This is a genomic window from Sphingobium lactosutens, from assembly GCF_013393185.1.
Lineage (GTDB): Bacteria > Pseudomonadota > Alphaproteobacteria > Sphingomonadales > Sphingomonadaceae > Sphingobium > Sphingobium lactosutens_A.
Window position 1 is genome coordinate 23,293 of record NZ_QJQX01000037.1, and the last position, 13,481, is coordinate 36,773.

At 65.4% G+C, this 13,481-nt stretch carries 13 protein-coding genes; 7 read left to right on the top strand and 6 right to left on the bottom strand.

The window, feature by feature from the left end:
* Positions 1–101 precede the first annotated feature (101 nt).
* Entirely contained in the window at positions 102–2,942 is a 2,841-nt protein-coding gene (locus tag DM806_RS07680) for a TonB-dependent receptor (protein ID WP_179042645.1), read from the top strand.
* A 52-nt stretch (positions 2,943–2,994) separates the two neighbouring features.
* On the opposite strand, the gene DM806_RS07685 is transcribed toward DM806_RS07680, so the two are convergent.
* Both DM806_RS07685 and DM806_RS07690 read right to left on the bottom strand, forming a co-directional pair.
* A complete protein-coding gene (locus tag DM806_RS07685) occupies positions 2,995–3,684 on the bottom strand; it encodes an anti-sigma factor family protein (protein ID WP_179042646.1) in 690 nt (229 codons plus the stop codon).
* Positions 3,681–4,169: a sigma-70 family RNA polymerase sigma factor gene (locus DM806_RS07690; protein WP_179042647.1), complete on the bottom strand. Its 489-nt coding sequence runs from the start codon at positions 4,167–4,169 to the stop codon at positions 3,681–3,683. Before DM806_RS07690 ends, DM806_RS07685 begins: the two co-directional genes overlap by 4 nt.
* Before the next feature lie 89 nt (positions 4,170–4,258).
* Here DM806_RS07690 and DM806_RS07695 point away from each other — a divergent pair, with 89 nt between their 5' ends.
* Positions 4,259–5,527, top strand: a complete 1,269-nt coding sequence (locus tag DM806_RS07695) for a S8 family serine peptidase (RefSeq protein WP_179042648.1) — start codon at positions 4,259–4,261, stop codon at positions 5,525–5,527.
* Between the two features lie 99 nt (positions 5,528–5,626).
* Positions 5,627–6,340 (top strand): hypothetical protein, encoded by a 714-nt coding sequence (locus DM806_RS07700; protein WP_179042649.1) that lies wholly within the window; start codon positions 5,627–5,629, stop codon positions 6,338–6,340.
* A gap of 99 nt (positions 6,341–6,439) precedes the next feature.
* On the opposite strand, the gene DM806_RS27590 is transcribed toward DM806_RS07700, so the two are convergent.
* The 3 genes from DM806_RS27590 to DM806_RS07715 all read right to left on the bottom strand — a co-directional run bounded on the left by DM806_RS27590 (position 6,440) and on the right by DM806_RS07715 (position 9,063).
* Entirely contained in the window at positions 6,440–7,051 is a 612-nt protein-coding gene (locus DM806_RS27590; protein ID WP_179042883.1) for a methyl-accepting chemotaxis protein, read from the bottom strand.
* Between the two features lie 133 nt (positions 7,052–7,184).
* A complete protein-coding gene (gene ctrA / locus DM806_RS07710; protein WP_179042650.1) occupies positions 7,185–7,892 on the bottom strand; it encodes a response regulator transcription factor CtrA in 708 nt (235 codons plus the stop codon).
* 277 nt (positions 7,893–8,169) lie between these two features.
* Positions 8,170–9,063, bottom strand: coding sequence for a LysR family transcriptional regulator (locus DM806_RS07715; protein ID WP_179042651.1), 894 nt, complete (start codon positions 9,061–9,063; stop codon positions 8,170–8,172).
* A 139-nt stretch (positions 9,064–9,202) separates the two neighbouring features.
* On the opposite strand from DM806_RS07715, the gene DM806_RS07720 reads away from it, so the two are divergent.
* Together DM806_RS07720 and wrbA are read left to right on the top strand one after the other, a co-directional pair.
* Positions 9,203–9,922 carry a pirin family protein gene (locus tag DM806_RS07720; protein ID WP_179042652.1) on the top strand — a complete coding sequence of 240 codons (720 nt, stop codon included), beginning with the start codon at positions 9,203–9,205 and terminating at the stop codon, positions 9,920–9,922.
* A gap of 216 nt (positions 9,923–10,138) precedes the next feature.
* Entirely contained in the window at positions 10,139–10,738 is a 600-nt protein-coding gene (gene wrbA, locus DM806_RS07725) for an NAD(P)H:quinone oxidoreductase (RefSeq protein WP_179042653.1), read from the top strand.
* 127 nt (positions 10,739–10,865) lie between these two features.
* Here the strand turns inward: wrbA and DM806_RS07730 are convergent, their stop codons facing one another.
* Complete coding sequence (locus tag DM806_RS07730) at positions 10,866–11,948, bottom strand: hypothetical protein (protein WP_179042654.1); 1,083 nt, start codon at positions 11,946–11,948, stop codon at positions 10,866–10,868.
* 157 nt (positions 11,949–12,105) lie between these two features.
* Here DM806_RS07730 and DM806_RS07735 point away from each other — a divergent pair, with 157 nt between their 5' ends.
* Together DM806_RS07735 and DM806_RS07740 are read left to right on the top strand one after the other, a co-directional pair.
* Entirely contained in the window at positions 12,106–12,561 is a 456-nt protein-coding gene (locus DM806_RS07735; protein ID WP_179042655.1) for a carboxymuconolactone decarboxylase family protein, read from the top strand.
* The gene (locus DM806_RS07740) at positions 12,561–13,421 is read left to right on the top strand and encodes a sigma-70 family RNA polymerase sigma factor (protein ID WP_179042656.1); all 861 of its coding nucleotides are present in this window, start codon (positions 12,561–12,563) and stop codon (positions 13,419–13,421) included. The genes DM806_RS07735 and DM806_RS07740 overlap by 1 nt, the downstream gene beginning before the upstream one ends.
* Positions 13,422–13,481 lie beyond the last annotated feature (60 nt).

Below are 13,481 nucleotides of genomic sequence, written 5' to 3' on the forward strand. Positions count from 1 at the left end.
TTTTATGTCGCGATACTGTCATCTTGAGTAGCGGAATGTCGAACAAGCTTCGTTCGGAGCAATAGAGCGGCACCAACGCCGCCAGTTCAGGGGAACAGACAATGCGTATTCGCCATGCCGTGGCGGGGGCCGCCCTCGCCATATGCCTTGTTTCGCCTACTCAACTTGTTGCCGCGACGACAACAGACGCCTCATTAGTTCAGCGCCACAAGTTCGACATCCATGTCCAGCCGCTGAGCGGCGCGCTCCGGCAATTGTCCACCCAGTCAGGCGTGCGCATTCTCTTCCCCTATGACGAGGTCGCGGCGATCCGCAGCCGACGCATTCAGGGCTGGATGTCCACGCAGGAGGCGCTGGCCCGCCTGCTGGCCGGCACCGACCTCAAATCCTCCGAAGCGGGCGCGGGCGTGATCGCGCTGGCATCCCCCGCCAGTCGCAGCGCCGCGCGCCGCAGCCCCCTGGCCCTGCAATATGCGCAGGCGAGCATTCCGGGCGCGGGCGCCGACGCGCTGGCCATGGCGCCTGCGCCCGAACCGGTGGAAGACGCCACCCCGATCATCGTCACCGGCACCCGCACCACGACGCGGACGGTCGCCGAAAGCCTGGCGCCGATCGACGTGCTCGGCGCGAAGGATCTGGAAACCAGCGGCAAGCAGTCGGTGCGCGACCTGCTGGGCACGCTCGTTCCTTCCATCAACGTGTCGAACAATGGCGCGGGCGCCAGTTGGGCAGTGCGCACCCTGTCGCTTCGCGGCCTGGGCGGCGACCAGTTGCTGGTGCTGGTCAACGGCAAGCGGCGGCACAATACGGCGACGCTCTTCATCAACGGGTCGGTCCAGAACGGCCAGTCGCCGCCCGATCTCGACCTGATCCCCGGCAACGCGATCCAGCGTATCGAAGTGCTGCGCGATGGCGCATCGGCGCAATATGGGTCGGACGCGATCGCCGGCGTCGTCAACATCATCCTGAAGAACGACACGGCGGGCGGCGCGGCGCTGACCATGGGCAGCAGCGCCGACAATGGCGGCTGGCAGGGGCGCTGGCAGGTCGACAAGGGTTTTGCGATCGGGCCGGATGGCGGCTATATCCACCTGTCAGCCGACGGCGTGCTGCAGGACAACACGATCGTCGCGAGCAGCCCAATCACCTCCAGCCCCTTCTACCCGACCGGCGACCCGCGCAACGCGGACCCGAACCGCATCCGCGCCAAATATGGCCAGCCGCAGGTGATCGGCGGCAATCTGGGCTATGACGCGATGATGCCGGTCGGCAGCGGCGGACTGGAACTCTACAGCTTCGGCACTTACTCCAAGCGCCACGCCGCAGGCTGGCTGACCTATCGCAATCCGGCTGCGCTCAACAATATCTATGAGATATACCCTGAGGGCTATATTCCGCGCATCCATGTCTATGACGAGGATTTCCAGGTCGCGGGCGGCCTGCGCGGCGAGATTGGCGGCGGCGTCAAGTTCGACCTGTCCACCAGCTATGCGCAGGACGAGGTCAAATATTCGCAGACGACCTCGCTCAACCCGTCCATGGGCACGGCCAGCCCGACGCGCTTCTATCTGGGCAAGATCCGCTTCGACGAATGGACCAGCAATCTGGACCTCAGCAAGGCGTTCGACATTGGCCTGAGCGAGCCGATCGCGCTGGCGGTGGGCGCCGAATATAAGAAGAACTGGTTCCTGATCGGCGCGGGCGACCCGGAATCCTATATCGATGGCGGCTATCGGTCGCCCGCCGGCAGTTGGCTGGCCGGCGTGACCCGCACCGGCGTCGGGTCGCAGGGCGTCACCGGCTTCCTGCCCGAAGGGTCGGGCAAGTGGAGCCGCGACAACTGGAGCGCCTATGTGAACGTGGAAGGCGCGATCATCGACGGCGTCGAGTTCGGCCTGGCCGGGCGGCATGAGGATTATTCGGACTTCGGCACGACCGACACCGGCAAGGCATCGATCCGCATCGAGCCGACGCGCGGCTTCGCCATCCGCGGGACCGCCAGCACCGGCTTCCGAGCGCCGACGCTGCAACAGCAGCATTATGCGTCATCCTCGACCATCAATGTGCCGGTCAATGGCGTGAACCAGCTGCTGCCGGTACAGGCGCTGCCGGTCGATGGCGTGGCGGCGCGGGCGCTGGGCGCGGTGTCGCTGAAGCCCGAAAAATCGACCAACTTCTCCGCCGGTATCGTGCTGACACCCGCGTCAAACCTCAACATCACGGTCGATGCCTATCAGGTCAAGATCAAGGATCGCATCCTGCTGTCCGAGACGCTGAGCGGCGCCGTGGTCATGAACGCGCTGGCGGCGGCGGGCATTCAGGGCGTCGCAGGCGGCCTGATCTTCTCCAACGCGGCCGACACGCGGACGCGCGGCCTGGATATCGTCAGCACCTATCGTGCGGGGCTGGGCGACATGGGCACCGCGACGTTCAGCCTGTCGGCCAATTTCAACAAGACGGTCTTCACCCATATCGACCCGGTGCCCGCCGTGATCGCCGCATCGGGTCTGGCGCTGATCGGCCGCGCCAAGCAGGGCGACCTGTCCGAAGGCACGCCGCGCAACAAGTTCATCGCGAATGTCCTGTGGGAGAAGGACGCGTTCAACCTGAACCTGCGCGCCACCCGCTTCGGCAAGCTGTACCAGCGGGCCAGCGCAGCGGTCTATCACACCAGCGATTATGTGGCCTGCACCGCCGGCAGCGCGGGTTGTACGCTGGGGTTCGTCGACGAAAAGCTGACGCCCAAGATCATTCTCGATCTGGAGATCGGCTACAAGCTGGCGCAGGGCGTAAAGCTGTCGGTGGGCGCGAACAACCTTCTGAACACCTATCCTGACAAGCTGAAGCCGGTGAACCGGGCGGCGGGCAGCCTTTACAACGCCTATGCCCCCTACGGCATCAGCGGCGGTTTCTATTATGGGCGGTTCAATCTGGAGTTCTGATAGCAGGGCATAGCCGATCTCCGTTCGCGTCAAACGAACGGAGATCGCGCGTTTACCGCCAGCCCCCGGCCTGTGCCGCCTTTTCTCCAGCGGCATCGGCCGGGGCGCCTTCGATCAGCGCATCGACCGTGGCCATCACCCGCGCATCCGCCGAGGAAGCCTGCCGATATTCGGTTCCCGGCCACATCCCCGGAAGCGCCTGCTGCACCTGCCAGCCTTCGCCATGTCGGCAGGCGACGCCCGCCACCGCCCCATCGAAGCTGCGGCACCAGCCGCCGCCCTTGCGCTGGAAGCTGAGGCCGATGCGGATGGCTGCGCCCTGCTGCGCTGACGCCAATTGGGTGTCGAGCGCTTTCGCCAACGGCCCCTGCGCCACCATGACGCCATTGCGCATCCCGATCGGACCGGCATCGCCGCCCGACATGCGGCCGATGCCGAGGCCCAGCACGAGACTAGCCGCGATCGCGCCGCCCATCGCCCAGTTGCGCCAGCGCGGCGCGGGACGGGCGATCGGCACCACCGTCTCGCTTTCCTCCAGCAGCGCGCGAAGTCGATCCGGGACAGGCTCTTCCGCCACAAGCGCATAATGGCCCGTCAGGCGCGCGCGCAGGCTGCGATGCATCTCCAGCCGCTCGGCGAGCGCGGGATCGTCGGCCACGACCCGTTCGACCCGGCGGCGGTTCACCTCGTCCAGTTCGCCGTCGACCAGCGCGATCAGCATGGCTTCATCAATCTGGCTCATGCCGCTTCTCCCATCAGTTCGAGGAGCGCGCCGCGTCCGCGCACAAGCCGTGAGGTCAGTGTTCCCATCGGTACGCCCAAAATCTCCGCTGCTTCCCTGTAGGACAGCCCCTCCACCAGCACGAGGGCGATGGCCTCCCGCTGCTCATCCGGCAAGGCCTGCATCGCCCGGTCGACGTCAGACAGGGCCATATGCGCCTCCACGTCGCGATCACCGGCATGGCCCACATTCTCCCCGGCCTCTTCGGAGGCGAAGGTCTTCGCCGCACGCTGGCGCGCGCGAGCCTCGTCGATCCAGAGATTGCGCATGATCCGATACATCCAGCTGTCGAGACGGGTGCCCGGTTGCCACTGGTCGCGCGCCTTGAGCGCCCGCTCCACCGTCGCCTGGCACAGATCGTCGCCATCGGCGCGATCCCGCGACAGGCTGACGGCGAAGCGCCGCAGCCGGGGCAGGATTGCAAGCAGGTCACGCTCGAAGGACATCCAGTCTCCGTTTCTTGTTCGGGGATGAAACGTCCCATGTCGGTCGTTTCATCCCACATCAGTTGAAGACAGACGGAAATTTTTTCGCAATGGATGATTTTGCAGGCGAAAGGACCGGTGGGACCGACATGAAACTGACACGCCCGTGGATGATCGCCGGGCTGATCCTGATCGCACCGGGCGCACAGGCGCAATTGCTGCCCGGCGGTGGCGGCCTGAACGGCGTCGGACAGGTGGCGCCCGACCTGCTGGGCCGGGTCGACGGCGCGGTCGATGCGGCTGGTCTGGATCGTCTCTCCCCTGCCCGGCTGGCAGACCGACTGGCGGTGGCACGAGCGGCTCGCCTGTCCGGGCTGCTGCGTGCGCATGGCGACCGGATCGAACTGGACGACCGGCGCGAACCGGCGCGACGCGGCGTCATCATGCTGACCGGCGCGGATGCTGCCGCCATCGATGCCTTGCGAGCCGCAGGCTATGGCGTGGACAGCGAGGCCGTGGAAGGACTGGACCTGACCGTCGCGCAACTGACCCCGCCCAGGGGCCGCAGCCTGGCCAAGGCCCTGCGCGAGGTGCGCCGGATCGCGCCGCGTGCGCAGGCCAGCGCGGACAATCTCTATTTTCCGAGCGGACCCGTGTTGGCGCTGTCCACCGCCGCGCTGGCCGGTGGGCGGGCCGAAGGGCGTGTCGCCGGTCTGATCGACGGCGGGGTCGCGCGCCATCCCTCGCTGACCGCGCCGGTCGAACAGCGCGGCTTTGCCGAGGGTGCGCCGCGTGCGAGCGCGCATGGCACGGCGGTTGCTTCGCTCATCAGCGGCGACGGCGCGGTGAAGGGGGCGGCGCCCGGCACGCCTTTGCTGGTTGCCGATGTCTATGGCAGCGATCCGGCGGGCGGTGGCGCCTTCTCCATCGTGCGTGCGCTGGGCTGGATGGCGGCGCGCGGCGTGCGGGTGGTGACGGTCAGCCTGGTGGGGCCGGCCAATCCGCTGCTCGACGGCGCGATCCGGCTGGCGCGGGACAAGGGCGTGACGGTCGTGGCGGCGGTCGGCAATGATGGACCGGCGGCTCCCCCCGCCTATCCCGCTTCCTACCCCGGCGTCATTGCCGTCACCGGCGTGGACGGACGCGGTCGATTGCTGCCGGAGGCTGGGCGCGCGCTCCATGTCGATTTCGCGGCCCCCGGCGCGGACATGCAGGCGGCCGATGCGGACGGTGGCAGGAGCGCGGTGCGGGGCACCAGCTTTGCCGCGCCGCTGGTCGCGGGGCGGTTGTTCGTGCGCGGCAGCCTGGAGGCGCTGAAGGTCGAGGCGGCCAGGGGGAAGCCGCCGATCCTGTGCGGATCGTGCAGGAATCTGAATTGACTCTCAGTGGTTTGAAAAATTTTTCGCACCTTCGGGATTAAAGCGGCAGCGGCTCCCGTTCTCCTTGCATCACATCGACAAGCATCAAGGAGATGAGCTATGAAAACGAAGTTTCTGATTGCCGCCACCTGTTTCGCCGCGCTTACCGTAGCGCCCGCTTCGGCCCAATTGCTGGGCGGCGGAGGCGGCGGCGGCCTGGGCGGATCGCTCGGCGGCGCTCTGGGCGGTTCGGGTGGCCTGGGTGGATCGCTGGGCGGGACGTTTGGCGGTTCGGGCAGCCTCGATCGCAGCCTCGACCTCGACAATGGACGGGTGAGCGCCAGCGGATCGCGCCAGGGCCGCGCTTCGGGCGAAGGGTCGGCGACGCGCAAGGGCAAGACCCGCAGCGCATCAGGTTCGGCGGAAGGATCGGCCAGCGGCAGCCTGGGGGTGGACACGCTGGGCGTGAATGATGCCCGCAACGCGGCAAACGGGGCGCAGAGCGCGGCCGGCAATGTGCGTGACCGGGCGACCGACACGGCAGGTGCGGCCCGCGATCGCGCCACCGAAACGGCTGGGGCCGTCCGGGATCGCGCGGACACGACCGTCGCCAGCGCCCGCGATCGGGCCGGTACGGCGGTCAGTAGCGGTCGCGACCGTGCCTCCGCGATTGCCGGGCGGGCGGGCGGCGCTGCGGGCAATGCAGCCGGGACCGCATCGGGGGCGCTCGACAATGCCGCCTCGATCAATGCGAGCGGCCAGATTTCGGGAAGCGGCCAGGGTTCTGCATCCAGCGGTTCGGCCACACCCGGCTCCGATCAGGCGGGCAACTGACCAAGCAGGGCCGTAACGCACCCCGCCGTCGCGGTCCGGCCGTCTGACCCCAATTGCTGCATAGGGCCGGCGATCCTTCCCCAGGATCGCCGGCCCGTTTCATATCGCGCTGCCGACCATGGCGCGGGCGCGATCGGTTGCCGAGCGCGTGTCGCCCGCCAGTTTCTTGACCTCCGCAGCGACGACGGCGAAGCCACGCCCCGCCTCGCCAGCCCGCGCCGCCTCGATCGCCGCGTTGAGCGCCAGCAAATTGGTCTGGTTGGCGATCAGGCCGATCCCGTCGACGATGTCGACAAGACCATCGACCATAGTCTTCAGTTCGGCCCGCAGGGTTTTGGACGGCGTCGTGTCGGTCGCGATCTTCAGGATGCGCTGCACGCGCCCGTCCGCATCGAACACCGGATTATAGGTCGCCTGCAACCAGACTTCCCGGCCGGCCTTTCCAAAACGCTTATATTCGCCCGCATCAAAGTCTCCCGCCCCCAGCTTGCGCCAGAATTCGGCATAGACATGGCTCTGCGCATGGACCTCGTCGCAAAAGATGCGATGATGGCGGCCGGCAATCTCCTCCAGCCGATAGCCCATGGTTTCGAGGAACAGGTCGTTCGCCCACAGGATCACGCCCGTCGGATCGAATTCGATCACCGCCTGCGATCGACAGATCGCATCCCATGCGGCGTCCAGGCTATGTGCGGCTTGACCCAAGATAATGCTCCTTTCCCAACAGGATAGGCGCAATCGGTAAACACAGCTTTAAGGATGATGTCATTTCCCTTACGGAAAATGAGAAGGCCGGTGTTCTTGCGAACCCCGGCCTCCTCACATCCTTCGAAACATGCGTGGATCAGGCGACCTTGGCCTGTTCCTCCAGCACTTCGTCCGGATCGCGCAGCACATAGCCGCGGCCCCAGACCGTCTCGATATAATTGTCGCCGCCACAGGCCAGCGCCAGCTTCTTGCGTAGCTTGCAGATGAAGACGTCGATGATCTTGAGTTCCGGCTCGTCCATGCCGCCGTAGAGATGGTTCAGGAACATCTCCTTGGTCAGGGTCGTGCCCTTGCGGAGCGAGAGCAGCTCCAGCATCGAATATTCCTTGCCGGTCAGGTGAACGCGGTTGCCGTCCACTTCCACCGTCTTGGCGTCGAGATTGACCGACAGCTTGCCGGTGCGGATGACCGACTGCGAATGACCTTTCGACCGGCGCACCACGGCGTGGATGCGGGCGATCAGTTCCTCGCGATGGAAGGGCTTGGTCACATAGTCGTCGGCGCCGAAGCCGAACGACCGGACCTTGCTGTCCATTTCGCTGATGCCTGACAGGATCAGGACCGGGGTCTGCACCTTGGCCGCGCGCAGCTTCTTCAGCACGTCATAGCCATGCATGTCGGGCAGGTTCAGGTCGAGGCAGATGATGTCGTAATCATACAGCTTGCCGAGATCCAGGCCTTCCTCGCCCAGGTCGGTGGTGTAGACATTGAACCCCTCGGTCGTAAGCATCAGCTCAATCGCCTTGGCAGTGGTCGGTTCGTCCTCAATCAGCAGCACGCGCATGTGAAGCCCCTTGTGTTCGCAGTCCCGTTCACCCCACCAGAACGGCTTCCGCTTCAATTCATTAACCAAAAAACTTCTGAAGGACAAAGGTTAATTTTTCGCTAACCGGCGGAAATCCACGAGTCGCGGGAAACGAATCTGTTTACAAAGGGTTGAGGCCGCGGCGGCTGACAGCGAGTCAAGCTGGATTCGCCTGCGAAACGAGGCGGCAGACCGCGCCGACAGCCAAGCTTCGGAGGCGCTGGAAGAATTTTTTTACCGAGGTTGACGAGCGCGGTTAACAGCCATGATGGCGGGTCAGGAAGTCGAGCAGCGCGTCGACCCGCGCGGGCCGCAGGCGCGAAGGCGGCGTCACCAGATGCAGGCCGAAGGGCGCGGGGCGCCAGTCGGTCAATATCTCCTCCACCTCCCCCTTCGCCAGCGCTTCGCCCACGATGAAGTCGGGCAGGCGCGCAATGCCGACGCCCAGACGGAGCGCGGGCAGCATCGCTTCCCCGCTGTTGACGGTGATGCGGCTGCGCACCTGCACCACGACATTCTGCTGCCCTGGCCCCGAGAAACGCCACACGTCGGGCGTGGGAACGTTGGAATAGCAGAGGCAGTCATGGGCGCCGAGGTCGGAGGGATGCTGTGGCCGCCCGCGTGCGTCGAGATATCCGGGCGAGGCGATGACATGCATCGTCACATCCGCCAGCCTGCGCGCGCGCAAGCTGCTGTCGGGCATGTCCGCGATGCGGATGGTCGCATCCAGCCCCATTTCGACAATGTCGATCTTCGCATCGGACAGATGCAGGTCAACATCGACCAGCGGATGCTCCTTGGTGAATTGCGCCACCAGCGGCGCGACGCGCAGCAGGCCGAAGGTCATGGGCGCGCCCAGCCGGACGACGCCGGACAATTCCGCCGTCTCGTCGCGCGCAGCCTCCTCCGCCGCCTGCCCCTCGACCAGGATGCGCTGCGCATGATCGGCCAGCCGCTTGCCGCTTTCGGTGAGCGCAAGGCGGCGGCTGGTGCGGTTGAACAGGCTGGTGTCGAGATGCTCCTCCAGCCGCGTCACCGCCTTCGACACGGTCGCCTTCGACACGCTCAGCGCCTTGGCCGCGTCGGTGAAACTGCGATGTTCCACCACGGCGGCGAACATCGCCCAAGCCTCGAAATCAGGTAGTCGCATCGGGAAACAATCCGTTTCAAAGCTGCCGGTTTAAGAAACGACACTGATGGCTAGATTATCGGAAAGCAAGCGGAAGCATCCGCCTCCGCAACGAAAGACCCCTCGAACCTTCAGGTTCGAAAACCCAAAGGTAAGAATCATGACCACGACCACAGCGAGCCGCATCGAGCGCCGCCCTTTCGCGTCGCTTGGCCATGCCGACCATGGCTGGCTCAATGCACGCCACCATTTTTCCTTCGCCGAATATCATGACGAAGAGCGCATGAACTGGGGCGCGATCCGGGTGTGGAACGACGACGAAATCGGCCCGCGTTCGGGCTTTCCGCCGCATCCGCACAGCGACATGGAAATCATCACCTATGTCCGCACCGGCGCGATCACCCACCAGGACAGCCTGGGCAACAAGGGCCGCACCGAAGCGGGCGACGTTCAGGTCATGTCGGCCGGCACGGGTATCCGTCACGCCGAATATAATCTGGAGGATGAAACCACCACCCTGTTCCAGATCTGGGTCATTCCCCGCGCTCGCGGCGGCCAGCCCAGCTGGGGGGCCAAGCCCTTCCCCAAGGGCGACAGGTCCGACAGGCTGGTGGTGCTCGCCAGCGGCTATGACGGGGACAAGGAAGCGCTGCGCATCCGCGCCGACGCCCGCCTTCTGGGCGGCACGATCAGGGCGGGGACAAGCGTGACCTATGACAGCGGGGAAGGCCGCCACCTCTATCTGGTCCCGGCGACGGGCCGGATCGAGATTAACGGCCAGCCTTTCGAGGCCCGCGACGGTGCGGCGATAATGGGCGGCACGCCCATCACCATCACCGCCCTGGAGGACGCCGAAATCGTCCTGGTGGACAGCATCTGACCCAGAGCGCGCTGCGTTAAACCGGACGCATGTTGCGCGCTCCAACTTCTTGTTGTCGCATCGCCTATTGCGCAAAGCCGGCACCCACTTTTGCGCGCAAGGCTTTAATTGGCCCGTCCTTTCCCCTCCCCTCGGACGGGCCGGGCCGCCTGCATACCCTCTCTTGCAGGCGGCCACTCCCTCTTTCTTTCAGCTTTCAGGTAAGGAGACTTCGCAATGGCTAAGGTTCTGGTTCTCTATTATTCGTCCTACGGTCATATCGAAACCATGGCGAAGGCCATGGCCGAGGGCGCGGCGGCTGCCGGCGCTCAGGTCGACATCAAGCGCGTGCCCGAAACCGCGCCGCTGGAAGTCGCGAAGAACGCGCATTTCAAGCTGGATCAGGACGCGCCGATCGCGACCGTCGCCGAACTGGCGGATTATGACGCGATCATCATCGGTACCGGCACGCGCTTTGGCCGCATGTCCAGCCAGATGGCGACGTTCCTCGATCAGGCCGGCGGCCTGTGGGCGCGCGGCGCGCTCAACGGCAAGGTTGGCGGCGCCTTCACCTCGACCGCGTCGCAGCATGGCGGCCAGGAAGTCACGCTCTTTTCGATCATCACCAACCTGCTGCATTTCGGCATGACCATCGTCGGCCTGGACTATGGCTTTGCCGGGCAGATGGGCGTGGACAAGGTGCGCGGCGGTTCGCCCTATGGCGCGACCACGCTGGCCGACAGCGACGGCAGCCGCAGCCCAAGCGACGAAGAACTGGACGGCGCGCGCTATCAGGGTCGCCGCATCGCCGAAACCGCGATCAAGCTGCACGGCTGATCGCTTCGCGCGACGTCTTCATCGCGAGCAGCATGGAGACGGCCTTCGGGTCGCATGAAGGCACGAACACATGCTGCGGGGCCGGTGCATCGGGACTATGCGCCGGCCCCATAGCGTTCCGTAAAGCCTAGTCGGTCGGGATGTCGCCCTGCAATTGGTAGAGCAGGCGGCCTAGGCGCGCGAGCATCCGGTCGCGATCGGCCAGCAACGGCGCGGAGTTTGTCGCGCGTTCCCGCTGCGCCTCAGCCACGGCATCCCAGCATTGCTTCGCCGCAACCGGCCGATGGGGAGCGAATGCGTCCTCCGCCATGCCATAGCGCGCGGCGAAGGCCCGATTCTGGGGCCATAGCAGCGTGTCGACGCAGGCCTTCAGCATCGCCAGCAGAGGCTGATCCCTGCTCTCCGCCTTTCCGAGCAAGGCGCTCGCGCGTTCAAGATGGTCATTGTCCCGGTGCGGCGGGGGCGCGAATCCTTCCGCCAGCACCGCCATATGGACGGCCTCGATCAGGTCCATGTCGAATTGCCGGTTGGATGCCCGGCGCCCGGCCATGTCCGGCGGCAGGGCGATGGCGCTCCGCTTCAGAAAGTCTTCCATCAGCGAGAAGGGACGCTCCGCCGTCGGCAGCGTACCGACCGACAGGCGCGCGCCCAGCGGCCTGATCCGCGCCTCGATATCGTCATAGACCGGCGCCCATTTCAGGATGAGGCGGCCCGACAATTGCCGCGCTGAATGGAAATCGGTCGCGATGGCGGCGATGAAATGACGCTCCAGCCCGCTGAAAAGCGATGGGTCCAGGCCGCGCAACAGGGCGGCGTCCCAATTTTCCTGCGCCCGGTCCGGTGAGCGGAATATCCACTGGCAGAAGGCCGATTGCAGGAAGGCCGACGGCCGTCGCGAATAGCCGATGACGGCGATGTCGTCCGCTCGCTCCGCCGCCAGCCGAACCATCGCCGCGATCCCGGCAGGGCGCTGGAAGAACATTTCATGGCTATAGACAGCGACGGCATGACGGCGAAGATCATGGTCCAGCAGGGCCGAGAATTTGGTGCGGGCGGCATGGTCGTCCGGTTCCTCCAGCGCGCGCACCAGATGCGGATCGACCATGCGATAGGAAAGCGGGTTGCCCGCGTCGACCAGCGCCGACAGACCATGCTGGATCGAGGATGATCCGCATTTGCCCGGCCCGATATGGAAGATGACCTTCTTCATTCCGCCTTCCTGACAGAAGCCCATGCCCGATCAAGACCTGTTGTCGCGGCGTCCATATGGAGGTGGCGAAAAAGAATTTTTGTTTTTTCCGCCCGCCATGTCACATCCGGCACGGCCGTCTCGTCATGTCTGCAATACCAACCCAAGGAGTTGCATCATGACCGACAAGATCAATCCCTACGCCGCCGCGCCGCAACTGATGAAGAGCTGGACCGCGTTGTCCACCGCCATTGCCGACAGCCTGGAACCGAGCCTGATCGAACTGGTGAAAATCCGTTCGTCGCAGATCAACGGCTGCGCCAACTGCATCAACATGCACACCTACGAGGCCCGCGAAAAGGGCGAGACGGAGCAGCGCATTTACCTGTTGTCCGCCTGGCGCGAAGCCCCCTGCTATACCGATCGTGAGCGCGCCGCGCTGGCCTGGACCGAGGCGCTGACGGAAATCGCCAAGGGTCACCATCATGAAGCCGCCAAGGAAGCGCTGAACTGGGAGTTTACCGAGGAAGAGCAGGTGAAGCTGACGCTGATGATCAACATCATCAACGGCTGGAACCGGATCGCGGTCGGCTTCAACCTCTGGTACGACATGCCGATGAAGGCAGCGGCCTGATGGAGCGGGGGACGCAGATGGACGCGGCGGCGAGCTTCGACCCGCTGCGTCCCCGCCTGATCCGCGTCGCCTATCGCATGCTCGGATCGGTCGCCGATGCCGAGGATGTGGTGCAGGAGGCCTTCATCCGCTGGATGGGGACGGATCGCGGCGACGTGCGCGAACCGGAGGCTTTCCTGCGCCGCACGGTCACGCGCCTCTGCCTCGACCAGCTCAAATCCGCGCGGGTCCAGCGCGAAACCTATGTCGGCCCCTGGCTGCCCGAACCGATGGTCGAGGAAGAGGAGGAAGTGGATGACGTCGCGTTGCCACTGATGCTCGCCCTCGAACGGCTTTCCCCGCTGGAGCGGGCCGCCTTCCTGTTGCACGACGTGTTCGGGCTGGGTTTCGAGGAGGTCGCCGCGACGGTGGGACGCGATCCCGCCGCTTGCCGCCAGTTGGCCGCACGCGCCCGCACCCATGTGCGCGACGCCCGTCCGCGCTACAGGCTAGAGAAAGCGCGCGGCATGGAGATAGCCTCTGCCTTCTTCGCCGCCTCGCGCAGCGGAGACATGACCGCGCTGGGCGCGATGCTGGCGGCCGATGTCAGCTTCCACAGCGATGGCGGCGGCAAGCGGCCTGCGGCGATACGGCCGGCGATCGGCTTCGGCCAGGTCATGCAAGTGCACAAGGCGCTGGCGGTGCTGTTCGGCAAATATGGGTCGACCTTGCTGCGCACCTGCATCATCAACGGCCTGCCCGGCTTCGTCACCCGCGAGGCCGATGGCGAGGTCCAGACCACGGCGCTCGACATCGAGGATGGCAAGGTCACGGCCATCTACATCATGCGCAACCCCGACAAGCTGCGCCACCTGCATTGAGGATGTTGGGTGGCCGGTGCGCACCAGAAGCGGACCTAATTTCTCCCCTCCCTTTCAAGT

What these genes read in the sequence shown, in the direction of transcription:
- DM806_RS07680 (WP_179042645.1), top strand. Translation starts at nt 102, where the DNA reads ATGCGTATTCGCCATGCCGTGGCGGGGGCCGCCCTCGCCATATGCCTT.
- DM806_RS07730 (WP_179042654.1), bottom strand. Translation starts at nt 11,948, where the DNA reads ATGAAGAAGGTCATCTTCCATATCGGGCCGGGCAAATGCGGATCATCC.
- DM806_RS07735 (WP_179042655.1), top strand. Translation starts at nt 12,106, where the DNA reads ATGACCGACAAGATCAATCCCTACGCCGCCGCGCCGCAACTGATGAAG.
- DM806_RS07700 (WP_179042649.1), top strand. Translation starts at nt 5,627, where the DNA reads ATGAAAACGAAGTTTCTGATTGCCGCCACCTGTTTCGCCGCGCTTACC.
- DM806_RS07715 (WP_179042651.1), bottom strand. Translation starts at nt 9,063, where the DNA reads ATGCGACTACCTGATTTCGAGGCTTGGGCGATGTTCGCCGCCGTGGTG.
- DM806_RS07720 (WP_179042652.1), top strand. Translation starts at nt 9,203, where the DNA reads ATGACCACGACCACAGCGAGCCGCATCGAGCGCCGCCCTTTCGCGTCG.
- DM806_RS07740 (WP_179042656.1), top strand. Translation starts at nt 12,561, where the DNA reads ATGGAGCGGGGGACGCAGATGGACGCGGCGGCGAGCTTCGACCCGCTG.
- wrbA (WP_179042653.1), top strand. Translation starts at nt 10,139, where the DNA reads ATGGCTAAGGTTCTGGTTCTCTATTATTCGTCCTACGGTCATATCGAA.
- ctrA (WP_179042650.1), bottom strand. Translation starts at nt 7,892, where the DNA reads ATGCGCGTGCTGCTGATTGAGGACGAACCGACCACTGCCAAGGCGATT.
- DM806_RS07695 (WP_179042648.1), top strand. Translation starts at nt 4,259, where the DNA reads ATGGATGATTTTGCAGGCGAAAGGACCGGTGGGACCGACATGAAACTG.
- DM806_RS07685 (WP_179042646.1), bottom strand. Translation starts at nt 3,684, where the DNA reads ATGAGCCAGATTGATGAAGCCATGCTGATCGCGCTGGTCGACGGCGAA.
- DM806_RS07690 (WP_179042647.1), bottom strand. Translation starts at nt 4,169, where the DNA reads ATGTCCTTCGAGCGTGACCTGCTTGCAATCCTGCCCCGGCTGCGGCGC.